This is a genomic window from Rhizobium sp. FG113 (assembly GCF_057809895.1).
The window spans coordinates 48,599-73,744 of record NZ_JBMDKV010000004.1 but is presented as its reverse complement, the minus strand read 5'-3'; the positions used below and the strand labels follow the sequence as shown (position 1 = coordinate 73,744).

The window sequence follows — 25,146 nt, the reverse complement described above, 5'->3', positions numbered from 1 at the left end:
GTCGGATGCACGTGCGTCAAGACAGGTTAGACGAACAACAGGGTGAGGCATAGGTTGCGCCCGCAATCCGTCCGAAGCCCGCTTTTGAATAATTCAGAAATGCCGATCCGGCGTTCTGCCTTTCGCTTGGTCAGAGCCCGAAACCGGTAGCGCGGAGATACGCATGGCGTCTGCAGCGGAACAGTTGGCTTCCAACCTCAATTTCTCGACCTTCGCCAAAGCCGAGGATCTCAAGAAGCGCCTGTGGTTTACACTGGCAGCTCTCCTCGTCTATCGGTTGGGAACGCACATTCCGCTTCCCGGCCTCAACCCGCAGGCCTATGCACAGGCCTTCCAGGGTCAGGCAGGCGGCATTCTCGGCCTCTTCAACATGTTCTCGGGTGGCGCCGTACAGCGCATGGCGATCTTCGCGCTCGGCATCATGCCCTACATTTCCGCTTCGATTATCGTGCAGCTGATGACCTCGGTCGTGCCTGCGCTCGAAAACCTGAAGAAGGAAGGCGAGCAGGGTCGCAAGATCATCAACCAGTACACCCGCTACGGCACGGTCCTTCTCGGCACGCTGCAGGCTTATGGCATTGCCATTGGTCTTGAGAGCGGGCAGGGGCTCGTTGTCGATCCGGGCATCTTCTTCCGCGTCTCCACCGTCATCACGCTGCTCGGCGGCACGATGTTCCTGATGTGGCTCGGCGAGCAGATCACCTCGCGCGGTATCGGTAACGGCATCTCGCTCATCATCTTCGCCGGCATCGCAGCTGGCCTGCCTTCGGCTCTCGCCGGTACGCTCGAACTCGGCCGCACAGGCGCGCTGTCGACGAGCCTTATCCTGCTGGTCATCGTCGTTGCGATCGCCGTCATCGCGATCATCGTCTTCGTTGAACGCGCCCAGCGCCGCCTTCTGATCCAGTATCCGAAGCGCCAGGTGGGCAACCGCATGTTCCAGGGCGATACCTCGCACCTGCCGCTGAAGCTCAACACCTCGGGCGTTATCCCGGCGATCTTTTCGTCCTCGCTGCTGCTCCTGCCGGCAACGATTGCGGGCTTCGCCAGCACCACCAACATGCCGACTTGGGTGACCTCCATCGTCGCGGCTCTTGGCCATGGCCAGCCGCTCTACATGCTCCTCTACGGTCTGCTGATCGCCTTCTTTGCCTTCTTCTATACGGCCATCGTCTTCAATCCGAAGGACACGGCCGACAATCTGAAGAAGCACGGCGGCTTCATCCCGGGCATCCGTCCCGGTGAGCGCACCGCCGAGTACATCGATTACGTGCTGACCCGCATCACGGTCATCGGCGCGATCTACCTCGTATTCGTCTGCATTCTTCCAGAAATCCTCGTGTCGCAGACAGGGATTCCATTATCCCTTGGTGGCACTTCGCTTTTGATTGTCGTTAGCGTAACTCTTGATACGGTCGCGCAGATTCAGGGTCACCTGATCGCGCAGCAGTACGAAGGCCTGATCAAGAAATCGAAGTTGCGTGGAGGAAAGAGGGGTCGATGAGACTTATACTTTTGGGGCCGCCGGGCGCGGGTAAGGGGACTCAAGCTCAGCGGATCGTGGAAAAGTACGGCATTCCGCAACTTTCCACGGGTGACATGCTTCGCGCCGCCGTTCAGGCCAGTACCGAAGTTGGCAAGCGCGCCAAGGCCGTCATGGATGCTGGCAAGCTGGTCTCTGACGACATCGTCATCGCAATCGTGTCGGAGCGTATCGACCAGCCCGATTGCGAGAATGGCTTCATCCTCGATGGTTTCCCGCGTACGCTGGTTCAGGCCGATGCAACGGAAGCCATGCTCAAGGGCAAGGGTCTCGAACTGTCGAAGGTCGTCGAGATCCAGGTGGACGACAAGATTCTGGCGGACCGCGTTTCGGGCCGCTACACCTGCGCGAATTGTGGTGCCGGCTATCACGACACCAATGTCAAGCCGAAGGTGGAAGGGGTCTGCGACCGCTGTGGTTCGACTCACTTCAAGCGTCGTCCAGATGACAACCGCGAAACCGTCGTGACGCGTCTCGGCGCTTACTACAAGGAAACATCGCCGCTGATCGGCTACTACTATGCCAAGGGCAAGTTGCAGTCGGTGGATGGCATGGCAGACATCGATCACGTCACCGGCGAGATCGAGGGCATACTTTCGAAGCTGTAAGGCTTTGGAAATAAAACTTGGCGGGAGCGGTTGCTTTTCAGCACTGATTCCGTTAAACACCGCGCCAACTCGCGATATCTGATGCGATCGGCGCGGACTTCCGATAGGAATTCCGGGTTCGATCGTTTTGACTTGTTGAGAACCTGAATTGTAATTGCGGCCTTTCAGGGCCGTGTAACGAGACACCACTTGCCGGATGGCAACTGGAACGCAAGGAGAATAGGCGTGGCACGTATCGCTGGCGTCAACATCCCGACCGCAAAGCGCGTTGTAATCGCGCTGACGTACATTCACGGGATCGGTCCGAAATTCGCACAGGAAATCATCGAGAAGGTCGGTATTCCTGCTGATCGTCGCGTGAATCAGCTCACCGACGCTGAAGTCCTGCAGATCCGCGAAACCATCGACCGCGATTACCAGGTCGAAGGTGACCTGCGTCGCGAGACGTCGATGAACATCAAGCGTCTGATGGACCTCGGCTGCTACCGCGGCCTGCGTCATCGCCGTGGCCTTCCGGTCCGCGGTCAGCGCACGCACACCAATGCTCGTACCCGCAAGGGCCCGGCAAAGGCGATCGCTGGTAAGAAGAAGTAATTTCCGGGAAACCGGAGGTGAGGGGGCTGGCGGTCTGCGCCGGCCTCTTTTGAGTTTGGGGCAGGGCCGCAAGGTCTCGTTCCGGTGTAGCCGCTGGTATTACGGCGGTGCAGAGATCCAAGAAAGGGATTAAAATGGCCAAGGAAGCCGTACGCGTTCGCCGTCGCGAACGTAAAAACATTTCGTCGGGCGTCGCTCACGTCAACTCGACCTTCAACAACACGATGATCACGATCACCGACGCACAGGGCAACGCCATTGCCTGGTCGTCTGCTGGCGCCAAGGGCTTCAAGGGCTCGCGCAAGTCGACCCCGTTCGCTGCTCAGATCGCTGCTGAAGACTGCGCCAAGAAGGCTCAGGAACACGGCATGAAGTCGCTGGAAGTTGAAGTTTGCGGTCCGGGTTCGGGTCGTGAATCCGCTCTGCGCGCCCTCCAGGCTGCTGGTTTCATGATCACGTCCATCCGCGACGTGACCCCGATCCCGCACAATGGTTGCCGCCCGCGCAAGAAGCGTCGCGTCTGATCATCGCCATTCACAACATTGGTGAGCGGATCCTCGCTCCCGATGCTTCTCAAGCTCGGTTGTCACGATTGGATGGTGGCAACGAACGGAAGGCAAAAATATGATTCAGAAAAACTGGCAGGAATTGATCAAGCCGAACAAGGTCGAGTTCTCTTCGAGCTCGCGCACCAAGGCGACGCTCGTAGCAGAGCCGCTGGAGCGCGGTTTCGGCCTCACCCTCGGCAACGCGCTTCGCCGCGTTCTGCTGTCCTCGCTGCGCGGTGCCGCAGTGACGGCCGTGCAGATCGATGGCGTGCTGCATGAATTCTCGTCGATCCCTGGCGTTCGTGAAGATGTCACCGACATCGTCCTGAACATCAAGGAAATCGCCATCAAGATGGATGGCGACGACGCAAAGCGCATGGTCGTGCGTAAGCAGGGTCCGGGCGTTGTAACGGCTGGCGACATCCAGACGGTCGGCGATATCGAAATCCTCAACCCCGAGCATGTGATCTGCACGCTCGACGAGGGCGCCGAAATCCGTATGGAATTCACCGTCAACAACGGCAAGGGCTACGTTCCGGCCGACCGTAATCGTGCGGAAGATGCTCCGATCGGTCTCATCCCGGTCGACAGCCTTTATTCGCCGGTCAAGAAGGTGTCCTACAAGGTTGAAAATACCCGCGAAGGACAGGTTCTCGACTACGACAAGCTGAACATGACCATCGAAACCGATGGTTCGATCTCCGGCGAAGATGCCGTCGCTTTCGCGGCTCGCATCCTGCAGGATCAGCTTGGCGTGTTCGTCAACTTCGACGAGCCGCAGAAGGAAACCGAAGAAGAAGCAGTCACCGAACTCGCTTTCAACCCGGCGCTCCTCAAGAAGGTGGACGAACTCGAACTGTCTGTTCGCTCGGCAAACTGCCTGAAGAACGACAACATCGTCTACATCGGCGACCTCATTCAGAAGACCGAAGCAGAAATGCTCCGCACGCCGAATTTTGGTCGCAAGTCGCTGAACGAAATCAAGGAAGTTCTCGCTTCCATGGGCCTGCACCTCGGCATGGAAGTGCCGGCATGGCCGCCTGAGAACATCGAAGATCTCGCCAAGCGTTACGAAGACCAATACTAACCATCAAACGGCGGGCGAGATGCCTGCATGTGAAGGAGAATAGCAATGCGCCACGGTAAAGCCGGCCGCAAGCTGAATAGAACCGCTAGCCACCGCAAGGCAATGTTTGCCAACATGGCGGCTTCGCTCATCACCCATGAGCAGATCGTGACCACCCTGCCGAAGGCAAAGGAAATCCGTCCGATCGTTGAAAAGCTCGTAACCCTCGGCAAGCGCGGCGACCTGCACGCTCGTCGTCAGGCGATCTCGCAGATCCGCGACGCCGCTGTCGTTTCGAAGCTCTTCGACACGATCGCTTCGCGCTACGCAACCCGCAACGGCGGTTACCTGCGTATCATGAAGGCTGGCTTCCGCCAGGGCGACAACGCCGCTCTCGCGGTCATCGAATTCGTTGACCGCGACACCTTCGCCAAGGGCGCAGCCGACAAGGCTCGCGTTGAAGCCGAAGCAGCTGCTGCTGAAGCCGCTTAATATTTTCCGGTTCGCCGGAAGCAGAACAGCCGGGCTGAAAAGCCCGGCTGTTTTCGTTTGTGGTATTGATTTGTCACCGGGTGCGCTTCGGCCGCTCGCCAGTCTTGCTGAAATGCTGAAGCCGCGCCGCTGGTGCGCCGTCTATGACCTCAACATCACCCTGCGCCTCTAGCGCCGCCTTGAAACGCGCGGCATTGCGCTTTCCCCATACTCCGAGAAAACGGGCCCCGGTGATGTCGTCCTTGAGGACGATCGCGCTGCCAAAGACCGCGCTTAGGCCAGCCTCACCAACGAGCCCGCCGCCGCCGTAGGCGTCTACGACGACGTCAAGCGGCGCTGCGGCAACGACTGTGTCCCCTGCCGGGGCGAAATGTGGGTCACGGTAGATGTATAGTGGCGACGCGGCTTCCATGCGGGCAGTCTGTCAGCCCTCACGGTTTCTAACAAGAGCTCAGCCTGCAGCTTGGGCAGGACGCGTTCTGCCGCCTTGCCCGTTTCGGCTACGCTTCCTGCTCCGCGCGATCGGTCGCCATGACCGGTAGAGGATCATCAGGATAATCAGGCCGACATAGATATACTGCTCGAGATCCAGAAGCTTCGTCGACAGCGCGAAGTGCACCGCGCCACAGGCTGCGATGATGTAGATCAGCTTGTGCAGCCAGATCCACTTCGATCCGAGCTTTCGGATCGACAGGTTGTTGGAAGTGACAGCCAGCGGCACGAGCAGCACAAGGCCAGCCATGCCGAACATGATGAAGGGCCGCTTCATCACATCGTCGAGGACAGCAGACACGTCGAGCGCCTGATCGAGCAGCATGTAGACGGCGAAGTGCATGGCCACGTAGTAAAAAGCGAGAAGTCCCAGCGCGCGGCGATAGCGCAGATAGTTCCAGCCGAGCAGATCGCGGGCAGGGGAGACGGCGAGCGTCAGCACCAGGAAGCGGATGGCCCACAGCCCGAGGAACAGCTCGAACGTCTTGACCGGATCGGCGCCCAGCTGGTCGGTGGCGCCGAGATAGAAGGTCCAGGCGGCCGGCAGCAGTCCGACGACGTAGAGCAGCCAGACGGAGGCCGAATGCCATCGCTTCGGCAGGCTGAACGAGAGCGTTGCCATCAGAAGTTCGCCTTCAGGTCCATGCCCGCATAGAGGCTCGCCACCTCATCGCCATAGCCGTTGAACGGCAGCGTCGGATGGCGGCTGGCGCCGAAGAAGCCGCTCTCGCCGATCCGCCGCTCGGTCGCCTGGCTCCAGCGCGGATGATCGACGGCTGGATTGACGTTGGCATAGAAGCCGTACTCCTGCGAATTGGTGACCTGCCAGGTGTTCTTGGGCTCCTTGTCCGTCAGCGTGATCCGCACGATCGACTTGATGCCCTTGAAGCCATATTTCCAGGGAACGACCAGCCGGATCGGCGCGCCGTTCTGGTTGGGCAGCGTCTCGCCATAAAGCCCGACGGCAAGCAGCGTCAGCGGGTGGTTGGCCTCGTCGAGCCGCAAACCTTCCACATAGGGCCAGTCAAGCGATTGGAAGATCCCCTTCTGCCCCGGCATCTCTTCCGGGCGCACGACGGTCTCGAAGGCGACATACTTGGCGCTCCCGAGCGGCTCGACCTTGCTGAGCAGCGAGGCCAGCGGAAAGCCATCCCAAGGAATCACCATCGACCAGGCCTCGACGCACCGCATGCGATAGGTGCGGCTCTCGATCGGGAATTCCTTCATCAGCGCGTCGAGATCGAAGGTGCCCGGCTTGTTGACCATGCCGTCGACCTTGATCGTCCAAGGCATGGGCTTGAAATCGCCGGACAGCGCCGCGGGATCACCCTTGTCGAGGCCGAACTCGTAGAAGTTATTGTAGGTGGTCACATCCTTGATCGGCGTCAGCTTCTCGTCGACCTTGTACTTGCTGTCGACCGCCGAGAGCGCGGCCGCACTGGCCGTGCCGGCACCCAATAGGCCGACGGCGCCGATGGCGGCGGCCCCAAGAAACTGGCGGCGATCGAGATAGGTCTGGCGCGGCGTGATCTCCGAAGAGGCGATCCTGGGTGGACGATAGACGGGCATGGTATCCTCCTGAGCAACCTAGCTCGGCATTGAACCTTCAACGCATTCAGGTTCGTTTCGGATCACTGTTTACGCCTTGAAGCGGCCGGCCGGGAAGCCAACTTATCGTGTAGCGAAAACATAGGTTCCGCCTGTAACAAACAGCGTTCTGCCCACGTATATGGTCGATGGGCGCCTGAGGCGTACCGAGGAGTACCGCTTTTGCCTTTCCCGGTAGTGACAGCATATACTCTTTGGATTAGGACAATTCCAAAAAGCAGCGATAGTAGGAGCGTGTCGTCAAGATCCGCCCGGTATCGCGCAAGACTTCCGATGTTGTGAGGAAACACCAATGCCAGCTTATCGTTCGAGAACCACGACCCACGGCCGCAACATGGCGGGTGCGCGCGGCCTTTGGCGCGCCACGGGCATGAAGGATTCGGATTTCGGCAAGCCGATTATCGCGGTGGTCAACTCCTTCACCCAGTTCGTGCCGGGTCACGTCCACCTGAAGGACCTCGGGCAGCTCGTTGCGCGCGAGATCGAAGCGGCCGGCGGTGTCGCCAAGGAGTTCAACACGATCGCTGTCGACGACGGTATCGCGATGGGCCATGACGGCATGCTCTATTCGCTGCCTTCGCGCGAACTGATCGCCGACAGCGTCGAATACATGGTCAACGCCCACTGCGCCGACGCCATGGTCTGCATCTCCAACTGCGACAAGATCACCCCCGGCATGCTGATGGCCTCGCTGCGCCTCAACATTCCCACGGTCTTCGTCTCCGGCGGCCCGATGGAAGCCGGCAAGGTGGTGCTGAACGGCAAGAAGGTCGCGCTCGACCTCGTCGATGCCATGGTCGCAGCCGCCGACGACAAGATCAGCGATGAAGACGTCGCCGTCATCGAGCGCTCCGCTTGCCCGACTTGCGGTTCCTGCTCCGGCATGTTCACGGCAAACTCGATGAACTGTCTGACGGAAGCCCTAGGCCTGTCATTACCCGGAAACGGCTCGACACTCGCAACCCATTCCGACCGCAAGGAACTCTTCCTTGAAGCTGGTCGTCGCGTCGTCGAGCTTGCCCGTCGTTATTACGAACAGGACGATCTGACCGCTCTGCCGCGCACGATCGCCAGCAAGGGCGCGTTCGAAAATGCCATGGCGCTCGACATTGCCATGGGCGGCTCGACCAATACCGTCCTGCACATCCTGGCGGCAGCCCACGAGGGCGAGATCGACTTCACCATGGACGATATCGATCGCCTGTCGCGTCGCGTTCCCTGCCTGTCGAAGGTCGCGCCCGCCAAGGCCGACGTTCACATGGAAGACGTTCACCGCGCTGGCGGCATCATGGCCATTCTCGGCGAACTCGACCGTGCCGGCCTCTTGAACGTCGATCTTCCGACGGTCCACTCTCCGACCATGCGTGAAGCGCTGGCGCAGTGGGATGTGGCCGTCACCGACAACAAGGCCGCCTTCGATCTCTTCAGCGCCGCTCCCGGCGGTGTTCCGACACAGGTCGCCTTCAGCCAGAGCTCGCGTTGGGAAGAACTCGACCTCGACCGCGAAACCGGCGTCATCCGCGATGCCCAGCATCCGTTCTCCAAGGATGGCGGTCTGGCCGTCCTGAAGGGCAACCTGGCGCTCGACGGCTGCATCGTGAAGACGGCGGGTGTCGACGAATCGATCCTGAAGTTCTCCGGCCCGGCCAAGGTCTATGAAAGCCAGGATGCAGCGGTGAAGGCGATCTTGTCCAACGAAGTCGTCGCCGGCGACGTGGTGGTCATCCGCTACGAAGGCCCGAAGGGCGGCCCGGGCATGCAGGAAATGCTCTATCCGACGAGCTACCTGAAGTCGAAGGGCCTCGGAAAGGCCTGCGCGCTGATCACCGACGGCCGCTTCTCCGGCGGCACCTCGGGCCTGTCGATCGGCCATGCCTCTCCGGAAGCGGCCAATGGCGGCACCATCGGCCTCGTGCGCGAAGGCGACATGATCGATATCGACATCCCGAACCGCACGATCAGCCTGCGCGTCGACGACAAGGAACTGGCAACCCGCCGCGCCGAACAGGATGCCAAGGGCTGGCAGCCGGCCGAAAAGCGCAAGCGCAACGTCACGACCGCGCTAAAGGCCTACGCCGCCTTCGCAACCAGCGCCGACCGCGGCGCCGTTCGCGATCTCGGCGATCGCTGAGACTGTTTGAAGCTGATGGCTTGACGTTTTGGCAGAAAATGGCGGACTCGATAGCGAGTTCGCCAACTTCCGGAGGATGCCGGCGTGAATAGACTCCAGGCCGGCAGAACCGATATCCACAATCGGTTTCACAGTTCATCGGCTGGACCGCAGTATTTCTTTAAGCCAGAAAACGCGAATGCGTACGGCGCCTACTATACCGCCATGTATCTGATACAAGACACCGCTGAGGCGGTGCATACGCACATGGCTCGTGGATTCTCATCAGATGCAATGTTCGCTTACATCGAATTCTGGGGAGTGATGCAAGCGATCCAAATTCAGCAGGACGCGATCGCTGAACTTCACGTTGCCGTTGTTGGCAACGCCTATCCTTCACCGACCAAAGCGTCCGCCTGGAGCCGTCTCCGCGACAAAAGGCACCTCTTAGCAGGCCATCCTGCGAAGCTAAAGTTTGGTTTGCCAGCTCCGAAGCGAACATTCATGAGTCGCAGATTCGGCACATACAATTCCATTAAATACGAAATGTACGACGCACAAAGTAGGGAGAGGACACATCCCACCTTCGATCTAAAGCAGATGATTGACGAGTATGAGGCCGAGGCGGCGCAGGTTCTCGACGAGATTCTTGCTGCGATGAAATCGCGTTGGCCATCGTAAAAAACAGTAAACCTACTTTGGGAGCCGATCATCACGCTGCCCCCGCAAGATTTGGGTGTCCAAATCTTGCGGGGGTAGAAGTCAGTCGCTCTATTAAACCGGTCGCCTCAAAGCGGCCGGTTTATGTTTTTGTAGGTTTCTGCCAGCTGCTTCAGCCGCTCGTCATAGGCGGCCTGGATGCAGGCAACGTCGGCGGTGCACTCCTGGCGCTTCTTCAGCCACGCCGTCTGCTCGTCCTGCATCGTGCCGCGCGAGCCCATGGCAAGCAGGCCGGACAACAGGTCGAAGGTGGTCACCATCTTGACGTCGGCGTCGTTGAGCGCGCGGTTGTCGCAGATCGCCTTCTCGTCCGGCTTCAGCTCCTTTGCCTCGCAATCGAAGCTCGCCGCGTGGCTAATCCCGCCGGATGAAAGCAGCAGCGCGGCGGCGGTGAAGAGAAGGGGCTGGCGATATCGCGTCATGCAGTGGTTCCTGTCTGGTCTAGCTGGCTCTCAAGAATGCCATGCCGACGAAGATGATGCAGCAAAGCCAGATGGCAAGGATGACGATCAGCCCGGCGCGACTTGTGGGCCGCTCCAGACGCGCGGCGGCGTCGGCACGCAGCTCCGCCATGACATCGGAAGGAATGAGCCTCACGGCGAGCATGATGCCCAAGGGCACGATGAGGAGATCGTCGAGATAACCAAGCACGGGGATGAAATCGGGGATCAGGTCGATTGGCGACAACGCGTAGGCGGCAACTCCTCCCGCGGCCGCCTTGGCGTACCAGGGCACGCGCGTGTCGCGTGCGGCGAGCCACAGGGCTACGACGTCACGCTTCAGTGACTTTGCCCAGAGTTTGGCCTTTGATATCAGTTGCATGCCTGTCGTTCCTGATTCAGTTTGGTAAGTCTGTCGCGCATCGGTTCACCCGTCCTGTTCTTCCATGCTTCCGCCCTCTTTCCTTTCTAGCGTCCGGCACTACAACGTTCTCTCAAGACGATTTCAAGAAGGGATTATTATGCACGACCTGTTGAAGCGCGCCTCTCTGCCGCTGCTTGCTCTGGTGCTTGCACTGCCGATCAATGCTCATGCCCAAACGGCAAATAGCGAGACGGGCAAGACCGTGCCGCAGAGCCAGATGGAGATGCAGCTGTCCTTCGCGCCGCTCGTCAAGCAGACGGCGGGTGCGGTGGTGAACGTTTACGCCGAAAAGACCGTCCGCCGCCAGTCGCCGTTTGCCGGCGATCCCTTCTTCGAGCAATTCTTCGGCCAGCAGATGCCGAACCGCACGCAGAAGCAGTCCTCGCTCGGCTCCGGCGTCATCGTCGAGGCGAACGGCACGATCGTGACCAACAACCACGTCATCGAAGGCGCCGACGAAATCAAGATCGCGCTCTCGGATGGTCGCGAGTTTCCCTGCAAGGTCATTCTGAAGGACGATCGCCTGGATCTCGCCGTGCTCAAGGTCGATACCAAGGCGACATTCCCGGCGCTTCCGATCGGCAATTCCGACGCTGTTGAAGTCGGCGATCTCGTACTTGCCATCGGTAACCCGTTCGGTGTCGGCCAGACCGTCACGTCGGGCATCGTCTCGGCGCTGGCGCGTAACCAGGTCGTCAAGGATGAGTTCGGCTTCTTCATCCAGACCGACGCATCGATCAACCCCGGCAATTCCGGCGGCGCGCTGATGAACATGAAGGGCGAGCTGATTGGTATCAACACAGCCATCTTCTCGCGCGGCGGCGGCTCCAACGGCATCGGCTTCGCCATCCCCGCCAATCTCGTGAAAGTCTTCGTCGCTTCCGCCGACGCGGGCGTGAAGACCTTCGAGCGTCCTTATGTGGGCGCGACCTTCGATGCGGTCACCTCCGACGTTGCCGATGCACTCGGCCTCGAGAAAGCGCGCGGCGCCATCGTCGTCAAGGTCACGGAAGGCGGCCCGGCCGCGAAGGCCGGCCTGAAGGCGGGTGAAGTTATCACCGCCGTCGATGGCATCTCGGTGGAGCATCCCGACGCACTGTATTACCGCCTGACCACGGCCGGTCTCGGCAAGCCTGTCGATCTCGCCATCATCGACAACGGCAAGGAAGAGCACGTGAAGATGACGCTCGGCCAAGCGCCCGAGACGACGCCGCGCGACCAGCGCACGATCGGCGGCCGCTCGCCGTTCACAGGCACCGTCGTCGAAAACCTGTCGCCGCGCGTGGCCGATGAGCTGCGCATGGCAAGCGAGAGCACCGGTGTCGTCGTTTCGGAAGTGAAGGATGGCTCCGTTGCCCAGCAACTCGGCTTCGAGCCGAAGGACATCATCGTCTCCGTCAACAGCGCCGATGTGAAGACCACCAAGGATCTGGCCACGCTGGCTGCGCAGAACCCGAGCTTCTGGCGCGTCGAGATTGAGCGCAACGGTCAGCGCATCCGGCAGTTCTTCCGATGAGCAATGATCTCTTCGCGCCGCGCATTCCGCCGGAGGTCGCTAACAGGCGGCCGCTCGCGGATCGGCTTCGCCCGCAGACCATCGCCGACGTCACTGGTCAGGATCACCTGACCGGCGAGGACGGTGTTCTGAGGCGGATGATCGAAAGCGGCTCGTTGGGATCGATGATCTTCTGGGGACCACCCGGAACCGGCAAGACCACCGTCGCGCGCCTGCTGTCGGGCGAGGCGGGTCTTGCCTTCGAACAGATTTCGGCGATCTTCTCAGGCGTCGCCGATCTCAAGAAAGTCTTCGAGGCCGCCCGCCTGCGCCGCATGGACGGGCGCCAGACGCTGCTCTTCGTCGATGAGATCCATCGCTTCAACCGCGCCCAGCAGGATAGCTTCCTGCCCGTGATGGAAGACGGCACCGTCATCCTCGTCGGCGCCACCACCGAGAACCCGTCCTTCGAGCTCAACGCCGCTCTTTTGTCGCGCGCCCGCGTGCTGACCTTCAAGTCGCATGACGATCAGAGCCTGGCCGAGCTTCTGAACCGCGCTGAGGCGATCGAGGGCAGGGAGTTGCCGCTCACGCCGGAAGCCCGCGTCAGCCTGTTGCGCATGGCTGATGGCGATGGCCGCGCCGTGCTGACGCTCGCCGAGGAAGTCTGGCGCGCCGCCCGCCGCGACGAAATCTTCGATACCGAGGGACTGACCAAGATCGTCCAGCGCCGCGCGCCCGTCTACGACAAGGCCCAGGACGGTCACTACAATCTGATCTCAGCCCTGCACAAGTCCGTGCGCGGCTCCGATCCCGATGCAGCGCTCTATTATCTAGCGCGCATGTTCGATGCCGGAGAGGACCCGCTCTATCTCGGCCGCCGGCTGGTGCGCATGGCGGTTGAGGATATCGGCCTTGCCGATCCCCAGGCGCTTGTCATCTGCAACGCCGCCAAGGACGCCTACGACTATCTCGGCTCGCCGGAGGGTGAGCTGGCGCTGGCGCAGGCCTGCGTCTATCTCGCCACCGCGCCGAAATCCAACGCCGTCTACACCGCCTTCAAGGCCGCCACCGTGGCCGCCAAGCAGAACGGCTCGCTGCTGCCGCCCAAGCACATCCTGAACGCGCCGACCAAGCTGATGAAGGATGAGGGCTACAATGAAGGCTATCGCTACGACCACGACGAGCCGGATGCCTTTTCCGGCCAGGATTATTTCCCGGAGAAGATGGGTCGCCAGACCTTCTACGATCCGCCCGAGCGCGGCTTCGAGCGCGACATCCGCAAGCGGCTTGAATGGTGGTCGAAACTCAGGAAAGAGCGCAATCCGCGCTGATCAAGACGCCCGCTTCTGGCCGGATGGAGCGGTGATGATCTTGACGGATGATTCCGCAAGGCCGTGATGGCCTTCCATGTCGACCACGAGATGCCAGTGGCCGCTGTCGGGGATCGGCACCCGGATCGGAGATTTGCGCGCAACGCCGCCTACATATTTGAAGTCGAGCACTTCGGTAAAGCGCTGGTAGTTCGGCGATGTCATCAGTCGAACATTGGCGACCGCGTTCAAGGTCACCTCGATCACCGTTCCGGCGCGCTGCTCCTTGAGATCATAATGAGTGAAGCGGAAATTCGGCTTGTTCGACATCGTGTCTGCTCGGCGTGGGGTAGGGGCAGATGATACGAAACGGCGGTTAAGGAAGCGTTCGCCAACGCCTGCGGGAACGCCGTTGCGCGCTCCCGCGGAGGTGGACCATGTCCCGTCAGTGCACATGTCCGCGGCTATCGGGCCGATTGAACGGCAGCAGCGTGCGGGTGCGGATGATTGCGATCTGCGTGGCATCGTGATCGCACTCGTCGGAGGCGAAGTGCAACGCGGCGCTCTCGCTGATAAACAGACCGCCGACGCGCCCCTCGCGATCCTGAACCACCCATCCGCCGCCCTTGCTCCGGCCGATGGTGAAGCGCGGCAGTGGGTTAGGCTGGATGGTCGCGGCGAGGGCGCGCGCGTTGGAGGAGGGCATGATCTTTCCTTTCAGGTTGGATGATCGAGGCTGTGATTGGAATTGTCAGGCTCAGACCGCGCGCGCTTGGCGACGGCTCTCGGCAAGCCCCGTCAGCGCGGCGAAAACCGCAGCCTTCTCGGCGGCATCGAGTCCGACCATAGGCAGGCGGACATCAGGGAGAGTGCCAAGCAGCACATGCAACGCGTATTTGACGGGAGCCGGCGAGCCATCTTCCGCAAGCGCCCTTATGAGCGGTTGCAGACGGTCCTGCAGCGCCATGGCCGCCGCCACGTTGCCCGCTTTCGCTGAGCGATGAAGCGAAGCAAACAGGCGCGGCTCGACATTTGCACCAGACGACAGCATGCCATCGCCGCCGCAAGCGAGAAACGAAAGTGCGCTGCCGTCGTCGGATGACAGGGAGACGAAGCGTCGGCGCAGACGCGGCGAGAGCCGGGTCGCCGCACCGCTCGAATGGACGACGCCGAGGATGCTCTCGATAGGCGCCAACGCCTTGAGGCTTTCCGGCGCCAGGCTGCTGGCGCAACGCGAGGGGTTGTCATCGATGATGACCGGCAGATCGCTCGCCGCCGCCACCTGTTCGAAATGGTGGACGATACCCTTCAGCCCCGGTTTCGAATAATAGGGCACCGTGACGAGCGCTGCGTCGGCGCCGAGCTTTCCCGCCTCCAGCGTCAGCGCGATCGTGGTCGATGTGGCATTGGTACCGGTCGCGGCGATGATGGGCACCCGCCCGGCGGCGACCCTGACGCAGGTGCGGATGACGGCCGCTCGCTCGGTGGGCGACAATGTCGGCCCTTCGCCGGTGACGGTGCAGACGGCCAGTCCGTCGATGCCGGAATTGATCTGCCGCTCCGCCAGCCGCTCGAGCATCGCAAGGTCGAGCCGGTCGTTCCTGAATGGCGTGACCAGCGCCGTGATCACCGTTCCCAGTCGTAGTCGCGTGTCGATCCGCATGGCCGTGTCAGATACTGCCCCAGATGACGCAGATCTCGACGGCGGCCAGCACGAGGCCGAAGATGATCAGCAGGTGCGCCGTGCGCTTCTCGCGCATCTGTCGCTTGACCATCGGCTGTCGGGGCCGGTCGGTTGAAGGGTGGGGAAATAGGAAGTCTCGCATGACGTCTACCTCTGAATTTCGACCAAAGGCTAACGCCGCGCGGCGTATGAAATCCATTCGCGGGTCTTCGATGGGAAATAGAAATCTCATAAAGGTGGCGTTGGCTGGCGGCGGACAGCGATCGCTAAATCGAATCCGAAATCATGGACTTGCGGCGCGTTTCGGACTCGACTTGCGAAGCACTTGAATCAGAATGGCAAGGCGCGGGAAGAGATTGTGCAAGGGCATGTCGGGAGCGCGTCATGCCGTTCGTCCTTGCATCATAAGGTGGCGCAATCGCGCTGCGGAGCGTTCACGTATCAGGCCGCTATCGGCACAGGGAGAGAGATATGGGTAGGACAATCGCAATTCTGATCGCAAGACTGATCTTCGCCGGCGTGTTCATCATGGCGTTGAGCTTCAAGTTCATGGATATCACGGCCACGGCCGGCTACATCGCTGCCGCGGGCTTTCCGTTCCCGCTCTTTCTCGCCTGGGTCGCGGCCTTCTTCGAACTGGGGCTGGCGCTTGCCTTCCTGACCGGCATCTTCTTTTCACCCGCAGCCCTGCTGGCGGGGATCTATGTGATTTTCCTTGCCGTGGCATTCCACGGACCCGGGCGCTGGGCCGGCAATCAGGCGGAGTTCGGCTTCTTCATCGATCACTTCACCTTCCTGGCTGGTCTGCTCTTCGCGGCGGTCCACGGCCCAGGTGAGGCGCTGGTCGTCAAGGCCGGCCAAGCCCGCCCGCCGTCTGCCCTAGCGCAGTAGGCCGTCGAGAGCCGGCATGCCGAGGAAGGCCGAGGCGCCGATCAGCCCGTAGCAGATGATCCGGAAGGTGCTTTCCTTGGCGAAGCCAAAAAGCTTGGAGCCGAGAAACAGGCCGATCGTATAGCTCGGCAGGATGACCAGTGTCAGCGCGAAGACGGTATCGATGAACAGCCCGCCGGCATAATAGCTGGCGACGCTGAAGCAGGTGGAGATCGCGAAATAGATGATGATGTTGGAGCGGACCTTGGTGAACTCCGTCTTGCCGCCCAGCCAGTAGGCAACAACGGGCGGCCCGCCGAGTTGGGCAGCACCGCTGAACAATCCCGCCACCAGCCCGACCGCAGCACTCAGATAGGAATGCGGCTCGCCATGATAGCGCCAGCCGGAGACCAGCAGCGCAAGCAGCAGCAGCGCGATGACGGTGATCGACCAGCGCAGAAGCAGCGGGTCCATCAGCGTCAGCACCGCGGTTCCAGCGGGAACGCCGAGCATCGCACCGGCGGCCATGGTGAACACCTCGCGCCGGTTCGCCCGCTTCCAAGCAGGCGGGATCATCCCCAGCGTCGCCAGCCCGTCGATGACCAGCAGCACCGGCGAAATCAGCTTCGGCCCGATGATGGCGCCGCCAAGCGGAATGAAGATCAGCGCCGCGCCGAAGCCGGAAAAGCCGCGAGCCATCCCGGCAATGCAGGCGATGGCGATCAGCGTATACAGCCCATGATCCGGCAGCGCGGCGGAAAGCCACGCACCGATATCGGCCATGCTACCGGAAAACGACATGGAACCCCGGCCTCGCTCAGGAGGCCAGCATCAGGTCCATGTTCTGCACGGCGGCACCCGAGGCGCCCTTGCCGAGATTGTCGAGCAGGGCGACGAGATTGACCTGCGAACCACCCGGCGTGCCGAAGACGAACAGCTTCATCGTGTCCTTGCCGGCGAGCTCGACGGCATCGACGCGTGCCATCTTGCTGCTGTCGGCGAGCGGCACGACCGTGACGATATCCTGGCCGGCATAATGGGCGGTCAGCGCCGCGTGAATGCTTTCCAGCGTCGTGCCAGCGGCCAGCATGTCGAGATGCAGCGGAACCTGGACGATCATGCCCTGCGCGAACTTGCCGACCGATGGCGCGAAGATCGGCGCGCGGTCGAGCAGGCCATGGATCTTCATCTCAGGCACATGCTTATGCGTCAGCGTCAGACCATAGAGGAAGTGCGGCGCGCTGATCGCGTCGTCGCGGCTCTGGTCTTCCATCTGCGCGATCATCTGCTTGCCGCCGCCGGTATAGCCGGAGACCGCGTTGACGGTGACGGGATAGCCGTCCGCAAGAATGCCGGCGGCCCGCAGCGGCCGCATCAGGCCGATCGCGCCGGTTGGGTAGCAGCCCGGATTGGCAACGAAGCGCGCCGAACTGATCTTGCCAGCCTGCTCCTTGTCCATCTCGGCAAAGCCATAGGCCCAGGATGGGTCGACGCGATAGGCGGTCGAGGTGTCGATGACGCGGACATTGTTGTTGGCCGAGACCATCTGCACGGCTTCTTTCGACGCATCGTCGGGCAGGCAGAGAATGGCGATGTCGGCGCTGTTGAGCATGTCCTCGCGGATCGCGGCATTGCGGCGCTCCGCTTCCGGAATGGACAGAAGCTCGACATCGCGGCGGCCGGCCATGCGCGTGCGGATCTGCAGGCCCGTCGTGCCGTGTTCGCCATCGATGAAGATCTTCGGTGCCATTGTCTTGCTCACACTTTCAATAGGTTAGAAAGAAGTCCGGAATCATTTTGGAAGATGGATGAGTCAGCCGTGTGACGCTGTCGCGCGTCGTTCGGCATGCAGCCCCAGCATATACATCGCGACCGTCGCCCCCGCAATGGCGGTGATGTCGGCATGGTCATAGGCGGGCGACACCTCGACGACGTCGGCGCCGCGGATATCGAGCTGGTGCAGCCGCTGCAGCACGGAGAGGATTTTGGCGCTGGACGGGCCGCCGGAGACCGGCGTACCGGTGCCGGGCGCAAAGGCCGGATCCAGGCAGTCGATATCGAAGGTCAGATAGCTGGGCGCGCCCTTGGTGTGCGAGATGATCGTAGAGGCGATCTCAGCAGCGCTCATCTCCTCGACCTGATGGCCATAGAGAATGTTGATGCCGAAATCGTCGGGCGCATGCGTGCGGATGCCGATCTGGATCGACCGATCCGGATCGATGATCCCATCGCGGACCGCACGCGCCACGAAGGAGCCGTGGTCGATCCGTTTGTTGTCGTCGAACCATGTATCCTGATGCGCGTCGAACTGTACGAGCGCCAGCGGGCCGTGCTTGGCCGCATGCGCCTTGAGGATCGGCCATGTCACGTAATGGTCGCCGCCCAGCGTCAACATGAAGGCGCCGGCATCGACAATCGTCTTCGCCTGCCGCTCTATTGCCGCTGGCGTCTCCTGGTGATTGCCGTAGTCCAGCAGGCAATCGCCGTAGTCGATGACGGCCATCTCGGCGAAGAGATCGCGATTGAAGGGGTATTGCGGATCATTGTCGAAGATCGACGAAGCCCGCCGGATCGCCTGCGGCCCGAAACGCGTGCCCGGCCGGTTGGAGGTCGCGGCATCGAAGGGGACACCCCATACCACCACGTCGGCGCCCGTCAGATCCTTGGTGAAGCGCCGGCGCATGAAGGACAGCGCTCCGGCAAAGGTCGGGTCCGTTGCCGCCGAGGTGAGGCTCGTTGCCGTGAAAGCATGATCGATCGACTTGTTGGCCAAGTGACTGTCCTTTGGTTTGGAAGCTCGGTGAAGGTCATAGGCGCTGTCTCAGGCCCATGATGAAACTCAAGCGGCGTCCTGATCCGCCTCGATGGAAATCTTCAGCCCAAGCGCCTTGATGACGCCGAAGAAGGTAGACAACCGCGGGTCGCCTGTTTCGCTGAGCGCCTTATAGAGCGCTTCCCGCGTGACGCCTGCGTCCTTGGCGATAGACGTCATGCCGACTGTTCGGGCGACATCGCCTAGCGCATGCGCGATAAGGGCAGGATCGCCATCATCGAATGCCGCCTCGAGATAAAGAAGTCGGTCTTCCGGCGTCTTCAGGTGATCCTGAATGTCGAAGCGTGTGGTTTCGAGAGGCATGTTCATATCTCCTTTGCCATCTGCTTCGCCAGTACGATGTCGCGGCTCTGTGAGGACTTATCGCCGCCGCACAGCAGGATGGTGATCGTGTCCGCAGTCCGGATGAAATAGATGCGATAACCCGGTCCGTACGAAATGCGCATCTCGCTCACACCTTCACCAACCGATTTCACATCACCTGGATTTCCGAGTTCCATCCTGCGAATGCGCGCAGCGATACGCAGGCGGGCTCTGCCATCCCGGAGGTCGCCAAGCCACCTGGCGAATAAAGGCGTTTGGCGAACTTCCATCATGTGTGAATTATAATTCACGGCGCCGGATTGTCAAAGCGCATGCCAAAACGAAAAAAGGCCGGGTTTGCACCCGACCTTTCCACATTCCGAAGTCCGAAGCGATTAACGCTTGGAGAACTGGAACGAACGGCGGGCCTTGGCCTTACCGTACTTCTTACGCTCGACGACGCGGCTGTCGCGGGTCAGGAAGCCACCCTTCTTCAGGACCGAGCGCAGGCCCGGTTCGAAGTAGGTGAGAGCCTTGGAGACGCCGTGACGAACGGCACCGGCCTGGCCGGAAAGACCGCCGCCGGCAACCGTTGCGATGATGTCGAACTGGCCGTCACGGGCAGCAGCGACGATCGGCTGACGCAGAATCATCTGCAGAACCGGACGTGCGAAGTATTCCGTGAATTCCTTGCCGTTGATGACGATCTTGCCGGAGCCCGGCTTGACCCATACACGAGCAACAGCGTTCTTGCGCTTGCCGGTCGCGTAGGAGCGGCCAAGCGAATCGACCTTACGGACGTGTGCCGGAGCCGAAGCTTCGGTAGCCGTGCCGAGATCCTTCAGGGAGGAGAGGTCAGCCATTCTTAGGCGCTCCTTACGTTCTTCTTGTTCAGCGAGGCCACGTCGAGAGCGACAGGCTGCTGAGCTTCATGAGGATGGTTGGAACCAGCGTAAACGCGCAGGTTCTTCATCTGGCGACGACCGAGCGGGCCACGCGGAACCATGCGCTCGACTGCCTTTTCAAGAACGCGCTCCGGGAAGCGGCCTTCCATGATCTGGCGAGCGGTACGCTCCTTGATGCCGCCGGCGAAACCCGTGTGCCAGTAGTAAACCTTGTCGGAATACTTCTTGCCGGTGAATACGACCTTGTCGGCATTGATGACGATGACATTGTCGCCGTCGTCAACGTGAGGAGTGAAGGTAGCCTTGTGCTTGCCGCGCAGACGCATGGCGATAACAGAAGCGAGACGACCAACGACAAGCCCTTCGGCGTCGATGATGACCCACTTCTTCTCTACCTCTGCAGGCTTCTGGGAGAAGGTTGCCATAGTAGTTACTCTCTTTTGATCCCTTGGCCCGAAGGCGAAAGGGCGTTTCTTGTTGCTTGATTTGGGAGCCCTGGAGCGCACCAAAAAGAAAGCAGCCGGGAAAGGCTGCGTTCTGGCGGTGTGTATAGAGGTTGAGGTCGGCAGCGTCAATATTGTCGCGGGTCGCTGCCGTAAAAACAAGTCAATGAAATCAACGCTTTAAGTATGTGGTATTTTGATACCTCAATTTTCAGCGTCTCGATGTGAGCGCTTTGGCGTCAAAGGCATCGCTTCTCCTCGAAATGACTGGCCTTTTGTGGCAGGACTGATAGCACGAAATCGACATGCAGGGAGTTTCATCATGGCCGAAGTTCTATCGTTCCGCACCGATGCCAGCAAAGCCAGCGGTTCGCTCGTGCTGCGCCAGCTTTCCGATGGCGTGCTGCGGCTGACCCTGAACAATCCTCCCGCCAATCACCTGTCGCTCGCCATGATGGAGACGCTGATGGGCGAGTTGCAGAATGCGTCCGAGGACGACGACGTGCGTGTGGTGATCATCGCATCGACCGGCGATGTCTTCTCGGCCGGCCATGATCTCAAGGAGTTGACCGAGCATCGCGCCGATGCCGATGACGGCGAAGCCTTCTTCGAGGAGACCTTCGCGCTCGCGGCCGATCTGATGCTGGAGATCACCAAGCTGCCGAAGCCCGTCATCGCCGAGATCGACGGACTTGCGACCGCCGCCGGGTGCCAGCTCGTCGCTTCCTGTGATCTCGCGATCTGCACCGATACCGCGACATTCTGCACGCCGGGCGTCAATATCGGGCTCTTCTGCGCGACGCCGATGGTGGCGCTGACGCGCTCCGCCCATCGCAAGCAGGCGATGGAGATGCTTTTGACCGGCGAGACGATCGACGCCTCGACAGCCAAGGATTTCGGCCTGGTCAACCGCATCGTGCCGAAACAATATCTGCAGCAGGTCGTCACCAAATACGCGTCGGTGATTGCAAGCAAATCGCCCATGGCGCTCCAGATCGGAAAGGAGGCCTTCTATCGACAGGTCGAAATGCCGATCGAGGAAGCCTACGGCTATGCCGCGGAAGTCATGGTGGACAGCATGATGACCGAGGATGCGGAAGAGGGGATCGGGGCATTCCTGGAGAACAGGATGCCGGATTGGACGCGGGACTGAACTCGGCGGAGCTCGGAGCCTTTTAAGCCAGCTTCAGCAATAGCCCGCCGAGCGCGATGATCGCGCCGGCGAGATAGCGCCAGGGGCTGGCTTTCTCCTTCAAGAACACGACGGAGATGATGAGCGCGAAGAGGATAGACGTCTCGCGCAGCGCGGCGACGGTGGCGACAGGCGCCTTGGTCATGGCCCAGAGCGCCAGCCCATAGGATGCGATCGAACCGGTGCCGCCGATCAGGCCACGCCACCAGTTCACCTTCACATGCATCGCAACCGCATAGGCGCCGCGCCGCGAGATCGCCCAGCTGAGCAGCAATACCGGCGGCAACAGCGACATCCACAGCGTATAGGAGATCGCATTGCCCGATATCCGCGCCCCGATGCCGTCGACATAGGTGTAGGTGGCGATGACCATGGCATTGGCGAGCGCCAGCCGAATGGCGTGGCCGCTGCCGCGCTTGGCCTCGAAGGCGAGCGTCAGAATGCCGGCGCAGATCGTAATCGTGCCGATCAGCGCGCCGCCCGACAGGCTCTCGCCAAGAACGAAGCCGCTGGTTGCCGCCACCAAGAGCGGCGCGCAGCCACGCATGAGAGGATAGACGAGGCCGATATCGCCGGCACGATAGGCGCCTGCGACCAGCTGGAAATAGGCGAACTGCAAAATCGCCGAGGCGCCGATATAGGGCAGGGCCTCGACAGCGGGAAACGGCAGGAACGGCAGAAAAGGCAAGGCCGCGATCGCTCCGCCCGCCGAGATCAGGCTGGCATCCAGCGCCTTGTCCGTCCCGGCCTTGATCAATGCGTTCCAGGTCGCGTGAAGAAGCGCGCCGAAGAGGACCAGCAGGATGACGGTGAGGGACAAAAGAACTACCTGATGGTGTGGCGAAAAGACGGGACAAAGCTTGTTACGCCGTCATCAGGAAAATGCAACAGCGGCCATTGAGACGAAGCTATGCAGCGCCGACCCTGCTTAATCGATTATGCAACCTTCGGACGATCACATCGCCAAGCGGTCGTTGCGATACGTACGCCAGAAGTTTCAAACATTTTTTCCTCATTCAACTATGAGGTGTTTCTAAAATGGCCGTGAACAGATGGGGACATAAACGGGATATACAATGAACATTTGCTAAGGCGAGTGCATTAACCCGACTGGGTGATGCAAATAGATCACAAAAAACCAAGCGAGGGCGAGATCGGCCTGTCAAAATTGGTGGGTTTTATGCCCGTCTGATGGGCAGCCGCTCAACCGGAATTTCAGGTCTCAGAGCGAATTATCCGGAATGAACAGCATCCCGTCCAGGTTGTCGATATTCTGACAGTTCAGAACCCGGCATTTCGCGTTGTCCTTGGTCGGAACCGTGGTCCATTCGGCATATTCGTTGGCGTCGCACATGCGGCTGTTGCGCACATATCTGTCGTAGAGCGTCATGCCGCGAACGCGGGTGGAGGGGTAGCGCAAGATGACCGCTCCCTCGTTATGGATGGCGGCGCGTGCCCGGTCGCAGCTGATCGTCTGCGAATTGTAGCGCGATATGGCGAGCGCCGGCGTGGCGGCGAGCAGCGCGGCGGCGAACACAAGCACTTTTCTCACGGCGATCTCCTCCTTCGGCGTCTGGCGTACCTATTATATATAGGAAACGCTTTAGCGCTGTCATTGAGTTGGAGACAAGGAAAGATGGATCACGATCACTATAGCGACGAATACATCCTCGATATCCTCCGGTCGGTGAAGACGATAGCGCTCACCGGCGCGTCGCCCAATCCCGCAAGGCCGAGCAATGGCGTCATGGGCTATCTTCTGTCGCGTGGTTACGAGGTCGTGCCCGTCAATCCCGGCCAGGTCGGCAAGCGCATCCAAGGGCAGGAGGTCTTCGGCCACCTCGCTGACGTGCCTGTTGCGGTCGACATGGTCGACGTCTTCCGGGCCTCAAACTATCTGGCGGAGGTGGTGGACGAGGCGCTGGCGATGAACCCGCGACCGAAAGTGATCTGGGCGCAGCTCGGCGTGCGCGACGATGCCGCTGCCGCCAAAGCCGAGGCGGCCGGCATCAAGGTTGTCATGGACCGCTGCCCGGCAATCGAGTACCCACGCCTCATCGGCTGAGAAGGGCAAATTTTTCGCCAAACGCGTTTCGGTTGAAACGGATGGCGATTAACTTTTGCCGATCGTCCGCTATGCTCGCCGCCATAATGTCAAATCAGAACGGGAGGACTTCATGACCGCGAATGATCCGGGTTTCAATACGTTGGCCGTGCATGCGGGCGCAAAGCCCGATCCGGCGACCGGCGCCCGCGCCACGCCGATCTATCAGACGACGGCTTACGTCTTCAACGATGCCGATCATGCGGCGGCACTCTTCGGCCTGCAGGAATTCGGCAACATCTACACCCGCATCATGAATCCCACCCAGGCGGTGCTCGAAGAGCGTGTCGCGGCACTTGAGGGCGGCACGGCAGCGCTCGCCGTCGCCTCCGGCCATGCCGCGCAGATGATAGTCTTCCACACGCTGCTGCGCCCAGGTGAAAACTTCGTTGCAGCCAAGCGGCTGTACGGCGGCTCCATCAACCAGTTCGGCCACGCTTTCGATAACTTCGGCTGGCAGGTGCGCTGGGGTGATTCCGCCGATCCGGCGAGCTTCGAAAGCCAGATCGACGAAAACACCCGCGCCATCTTCATCGAAAGCCTCGCCAATCCCGGCGGGACCTTCGTCGATATCGCGGCAATCGCCGATGTCGCCCACAAGCACGGCCTGCCGCTGATCGTCGACAACACGATGGCCAGCCCCTATCTGATCCGCCCGATCGAGCACGGCGCCGATATCGTCGTGCATTCGCTGACCAAATTCCTCGGCGGCCACGGCAATTCCATGGGCGGCATCATCGTCGACGGCGGCACCTTCGACTGGTCGAAGTCGGGCAACTACCCGATGCTTTCGAGCCCAAGGCCTGAGTATAACGGCGTGGTCCTGCACTCCACCTTCGGCAACTTCGCCTTCGCCATCGCCTGCCGCGTTCTCGGCCTGCGCGACCTCGGCCCGGCCATCTCGCCCTTTAACGCCTTCCTGATCCTGACCGGCATCGAGACGCTGCCGTTGCGCATGCAGCGCCACAGCGAAAACGCCGCGACGGTCGCCAAATGGCTGAAGGCGCATAGCAAGATCGCATGGGTCAACTACGCCGGCCTTGAGGACGATCCGAACCACGCCTTGCAGCAGCGCTATTCGCCGAAGGGTGCGGGCTCCGTCTTCACCTTCGGCGTCAAGGGCGGCTACGAAGCCGGCAAGTCGCTGGTCGAAGGCCTTCAGCTCTTCTCTCACCTCGCCAATATCGGCGACACCCGCTCGCTGGTCATCCACCCGGCCTCGACGACCCACCGCCAGCTGACCGACGAGCAAAAGACCGCCGCCGGCGCCGGCCCGGATGTCGTGCGCCTCTCGATCGGCATCGAGGACGTCAAGGACATCATCGCCGATCTCGAACAGTCGCTGGCGAAGGTGTGAGG

31 protein-coding genes are annotated in these 25,146 nt (G+C 61.0%); 14 read left to right on the top strand and 17 right to left on the bottom strand.

All coding sequences use genetic code 11. From position 1 onward, the window contains the following. The first annotated feature begins 163 nt into the window (after window positions 1–163). The 6 genes from secY to rplQ all read left to right on the top strand — a co-directional run bounded on the left by secY (window position 164) and on the right by rplQ (window position 4,851). Window positions 164–1,504, top strand: coding sequence for a preprotein translocase subunit SecY (secY, locus tag ACODTZ_RS13310; protein WP_018900260.1), 1,341 nt, complete (start codon window positions 164–166; stop codon window positions 1,502–1,504). Further along, complete coding sequence (locus ACODTZ_RS13305; RefSeq protein WP_489026300.1) at window positions 1,501–2,151, top strand: adenylate kinase; 651 nt, start codon at window positions 1,501–1,503, stop codon at window positions 2,149–2,151. Before secY ends, ACODTZ_RS13305 begins: the two co-directional genes overlap by 4 nt. 225 nt (window positions 2,152–2,376) lie before the next feature. Further along, window positions 2,377–2,745, top strand: a complete 369-nt coding sequence (gene rpsM, locus ACODTZ_RS13300; RefSeq protein WP_018900258.1) for a 30S ribosomal protein S13 — start codon at window positions 2,377–2,379, stop codon at window positions 2,743–2,745. 134 nt (window positions 2,746–2,879) lie between these two features. Then, a complete protein-coding gene (rpsK, locus tag ACODTZ_RS13295; protein ID WP_003547577.1) occupies window positions 2,880–3,269 on the top strand; it encodes a 30S ribosomal protein S11 in 390 nt (129 codons plus the stop codon). Window positions 3,270–3,369: 100 nt separating this feature from the next. Next, window positions 3,370–4,380 (top strand): DNA-directed RNA polymerase subunit alpha, encoded by a 1,011-nt coding sequence (locus ACODTZ_RS13290; RefSeq protein WP_007787729.1) that lies wholly within the window; start codon window positions 3,370–3,372, stop codon window positions 4,378–4,380. Between the two features lie 45 nt (window positions 4,381–4,425). Beyond that, the gene (gene rplQ / locus ACODTZ_RS13285; RefSeq protein ID WP_018900257.1) at window positions 4,426–4,851 is read left to right on the top strand and encodes a 50S ribosomal protein L17; all 426 of its coding nucleotides are present in this window, start codon (window positions 4,426–4,428) and stop codon (window positions 4,849–4,851) included. A 73-nt stretch (window positions 4,852–4,924) separates the two neighbouring features. On the opposite strand, the gene ACODTZ_RS13280 is transcribed toward rplQ, so the two are convergent. Genes ACODTZ_RS13280 through msrP form a run of 3 tightly spaced genes read right to left on the bottom strand, consistent with a single transcriptional unit; the run spans window position 4,925 to window position 6,912 of the window. Continuing rightward, complete coding sequence (locus ACODTZ_RS13280; RefSeq protein ID WP_489026298.1) at window positions 4,925–5,263, bottom strand: hypothetical protein; 339 nt, start codon at window positions 5,261–5,263, stop codon at window positions 4,925–4,927. 39 nt (window positions 5,264–5,302) lie between these two features. Beyond that, window positions 5,303–5,965 carry a protein-methionine-sulfoxide reductase heme-binding subunit MsrQ gene (msrQ, locus tag ACODTZ_RS13275; RefSeq protein ID WP_489026297.1) on the bottom strand — a complete coding sequence of 221 codons (663 nt, stop codon included), beginning with the start codon at window positions 5,963–5,965 and terminating at the stop codon, window positions 5,303–5,305. Next, a complete protein-coding gene (gene msrP, locus ACODTZ_RS13270) occupies window positions 5,965–6,912 on the bottom strand; it encodes a protein-methionine-sulfoxide reductase catalytic subunit MsrP (protein WP_489026295.1) in 948 nt (315 codons plus the stop codon). Before msrP ends, msrQ begins: the two co-directional genes overlap by 1 nt. Before the next feature lie 331 nt (window positions 6,913–7,243). Here msrP and ilvD point away from each other — a divergent pair, with 331 nt between their 5' ends. Together ilvD and ACODTZ_RS13260 are read left to right on the top strand one after the other, a co-directional pair. Beyond that, complete coding sequence (ilvD, locus tag ACODTZ_RS13265) at window positions 7,244–9,082, top strand: dihydroxy-acid dehydratase (protein WP_489026293.1); 1,839 nt, start codon at window positions 7,244–7,246, stop codon at window positions 9,080–9,082. A gap of 84 nt (window positions 9,083–9,166) precedes the next feature. Continuing rightward, entirely contained in the window at window positions 9,167–9,742 is a 576-nt protein-coding gene (locus tag ACODTZ_RS13260) for a hypothetical protein (RefSeq protein WP_489026291.1), read from the top strand. A gap of 107 nt (window positions 9,743–9,849) precedes the next feature. On the opposite strand, the gene ACODTZ_RS13255 is transcribed toward ACODTZ_RS13260, so the two are convergent. Together ACODTZ_RS13255 and ACODTZ_RS13250 are read right to left on the bottom strand one after the other, a co-directional pair. Continuing rightward, window positions 9,850–10,203 (bottom strand): lysozyme inhibitor LprI family protein, encoded by a 354-nt coding sequence (locus ACODTZ_RS13255; RefSeq protein WP_489026289.1) that lies wholly within the window; start codon window positions 10,201–10,203, stop codon window positions 9,850–9,852. A gap of 19 nt (window positions 10,204–10,222) precedes the next feature. Then, entirely contained in the window at window positions 10,223–10,603 is a 381-nt protein-coding gene (locus ACODTZ_RS13250; RefSeq protein ID WP_489026287.1) for a YkvA family protein, read from the bottom strand. Window positions 10,604–10,742: 139 nt separating this feature from the next. On the opposite strand from ACODTZ_RS13250, the gene ACODTZ_RS13245 reads away from it, so the two are divergent. Together ACODTZ_RS13245 and ACODTZ_RS13240 are read left to right on the top strand one after the other, a co-directional pair. Further along, window positions 10,743–12,161, top strand: coding sequence for a DegQ family serine endoprotease (locus ACODTZ_RS13245; protein WP_489026285.1), 1,419 nt, complete (start codon window positions 10,743–10,745; stop codon window positions 12,159–12,161). Further along, on the top strand, window positions 12,158–13,474 hold the full coding sequence (locus tag ACODTZ_RS13240) for a replication-associated recombination protein A (RefSeq protein ID WP_489026283.1): 1,317 nt from the start codon (window positions 12,158–12,160) through the stop codon (window positions 13,472–13,474). The genes ACODTZ_RS13245 and ACODTZ_RS13240 overlap by 4 nt, the downstream gene beginning before the upstream one ends. Here ACODTZ_RS13240 and ACODTZ_RS13235 read toward each other — a convergent pair whose 3' ends face one another. The 3 genes from ACODTZ_RS13235 to dapA form a co-directional block, all read right to left on the bottom strand. Then, on the bottom strand, window positions 13,475–13,783 hold the full coding sequence (locus ACODTZ_RS13235) for a DUF1883 domain-containing protein (protein WP_209189836.1): 309 nt from the start codon (window positions 13,781–13,783) through the stop codon (window positions 13,475–13,477). A 115-nt stretch (window positions 13,784–13,898) separates the two neighbouring features. After that, entirely contained in the window at window positions 13,899–14,159 is a 261-nt protein-coding gene (locus ACODTZ_RS13230) for a hypothetical protein (RefSeq protein WP_113238541.1), read from the bottom strand. A gap of 51 nt (window positions 14,160–14,210) precedes the next feature. Next, complete coding sequence (gene dapA / locus ACODTZ_RS13225) at window positions 14,211–15,116, bottom strand: 4-hydroxy-tetrahydrodipicolinate synthase (RefSeq protein WP_489026281.1); 906 nt, start codon at window positions 15,114–15,116, stop codon at window positions 14,211–14,213. 492 nt (window positions 15,117–15,608) lie between these two features. On the opposite strand from dapA, the gene ACODTZ_RS13220 reads away from it, so the two are divergent. Beyond that, a complete protein-coding gene (locus ACODTZ_RS13220) occupies window positions 15,609–16,028 on the top strand; it encodes a DoxX family protein (protein ID WP_489026279.1) in 420 nt (139 codons plus the stop codon). Here the strand turns inward: ACODTZ_RS13220 and ACODTZ_RS13215 are convergent. The 7 genes from ACODTZ_RS13215 to rplM all read right to left on the bottom strand — a co-directional run bounded on the left by ACODTZ_RS13215 (window position 16,017) and on the right by rplM (window position 20,473). Next, the gene (locus ACODTZ_RS13215; RefSeq protein WP_489026277.1) at window positions 16,017–16,808 is read right to left on the bottom strand and encodes a sulfite exporter TauE/SafE family protein; all 792 of its coding nucleotides are present in this window, start codon (window positions 16,806–16,808) and stop codon (window positions 16,017–16,019) included. The genes ACODTZ_RS13220 and ACODTZ_RS13215 overlap by 12 nt on opposite strands. Before the next feature lie 16 nt (window positions 16,809–16,824). Beyond that, on the bottom strand, window positions 16,825–17,757 hold the full coding sequence (gene argC / locus ACODTZ_RS13210) for an N-acetyl-gamma-glutamyl-phosphate reductase (RefSeq protein ID WP_489026276.1): 933 nt from the start codon (window positions 17,755–17,757) through the stop codon (window positions 16,825–16,827). A gap of 63 nt (window positions 17,758–17,820) precedes the next feature. Further along, on the bottom strand, window positions 17,821–18,780 hold the full coding sequence (gene speB / locus ACODTZ_RS13205) for an agmatinase (RefSeq protein WP_489026274.1): 960 nt from the start codon (window positions 18,778–18,780) through the stop codon (window positions 17,821–17,823). Window positions 18,781–18,846: 66 nt separating this feature from the next. Beyond that, on the bottom strand, window positions 18,847–19,143 hold the full coding sequence (locus ACODTZ_RS13200; protein WP_112979489.1) for an addiction module antidote protein: 297 nt from the start codon (window positions 19,141–19,143) through the stop codon (window positions 18,847–18,849). A gap of 2 nt (window positions 19,144–19,145) precedes the next feature. Further along, window positions 19,146–19,436, bottom strand: a complete 291-nt coding sequence (locus tag ACODTZ_RS13195) for a type II toxin-antitoxin system RelE/ParE family toxin (RefSeq protein ID WP_112979490.1) — start codon at window positions 19,434–19,436, stop codon at window positions 19,146–19,148. A 102-nt stretch (window positions 19,437–19,538) separates the two neighbouring features. After that, complete coding sequence (rpsI, locus tag ACODTZ_RS13190; protein ID WP_037177440.1) at window positions 19,539–20,006, bottom strand: 30S ribosomal protein S9; 468 nt, start codon at window positions 20,004–20,006, stop codon at window positions 19,539–19,541. 2 nt (window positions 20,007–20,008) lie between these two features. Beyond that, the gene (gene rplM / locus ACODTZ_RS13185; protein WP_018900238.1) at window positions 20,009–20,473 is read right to left on the bottom strand and encodes a 50S ribosomal protein L13; all 465 of its coding nucleotides are present in this window, start codon (window positions 20,471–20,473) and stop codon (window positions 20,009–20,011) included. Between the two features lie 340 nt (window positions 20,474–20,813). Here rplM and ACODTZ_RS13180 point away from each other — a divergent pair, with 340 nt between their 5' ends. After that, window positions 20,814–21,644 (top strand): enoyl-CoA hydratase, encoded by an 831-nt coding sequence (locus ACODTZ_RS13180; RefSeq protein ID WP_209233199.1) that lies wholly within the window; start codon window positions 20,814–20,816, stop codon window positions 21,642–21,644. Between the two features lie 22 nt (window positions 21,645–21,666). Here ACODTZ_RS13180 and ACODTZ_RS13175 read toward each other — a convergent pair whose 3' ends face one another. Together ACODTZ_RS13175 and ACODTZ_RS13170 are read right to left on the bottom strand one after the other, a co-directional pair. Next, window positions 21,667–22,503 (bottom strand): EamA family transporter, encoded by an 837-nt coding sequence (locus tag ACODTZ_RS13175; protein WP_489026271.1) that lies wholly within the window; start codon window positions 22,501–22,503, stop codon window positions 21,667–21,669. 402 nt (window positions 22,504–22,905) lie between these two features. Continuing rightward, window positions 22,906–23,235, bottom strand: coding sequence for a hypothetical protein (locus tag ACODTZ_RS13170; protein ID WP_413390831.1), 330 nt, complete (start codon window positions 23,233–23,235; stop codon window positions 22,906–22,908). A gap of 84 nt (window positions 23,236–23,319) precedes the next feature. Between ACODTZ_RS13170 and ACODTZ_RS13165 the strand changes: the two genes are divergently transcribed. Both ACODTZ_RS13165 and ACODTZ_RS13160 read left to right on the top strand, forming a co-directional pair. Beyond that, on the top strand, window positions 23,320–23,748 hold the full coding sequence (locus ACODTZ_RS13165) for a CoA-binding protein (RefSeq protein WP_489026270.1): 429 nt from the start codon (window positions 23,320–23,322) through the stop codon (window positions 23,746–23,748). A gap of 112 nt (window positions 23,749–23,860) precedes the next feature. Beyond that, window positions 23,861–25,144 carry an O-acetylhomoserine aminocarboxypropyltransferase gene (locus tag ACODTZ_RS13160; protein ID WP_047510539.1) on the top strand — a complete coding sequence of 428 codons (1,284 nt, stop codon included), beginning with the start codon at window positions 23,861–23,863 and terminating at the stop codon, window positions 25,142–25,144. Window positions 25,145–25,146: the final 2 nt, after the last annotated feature.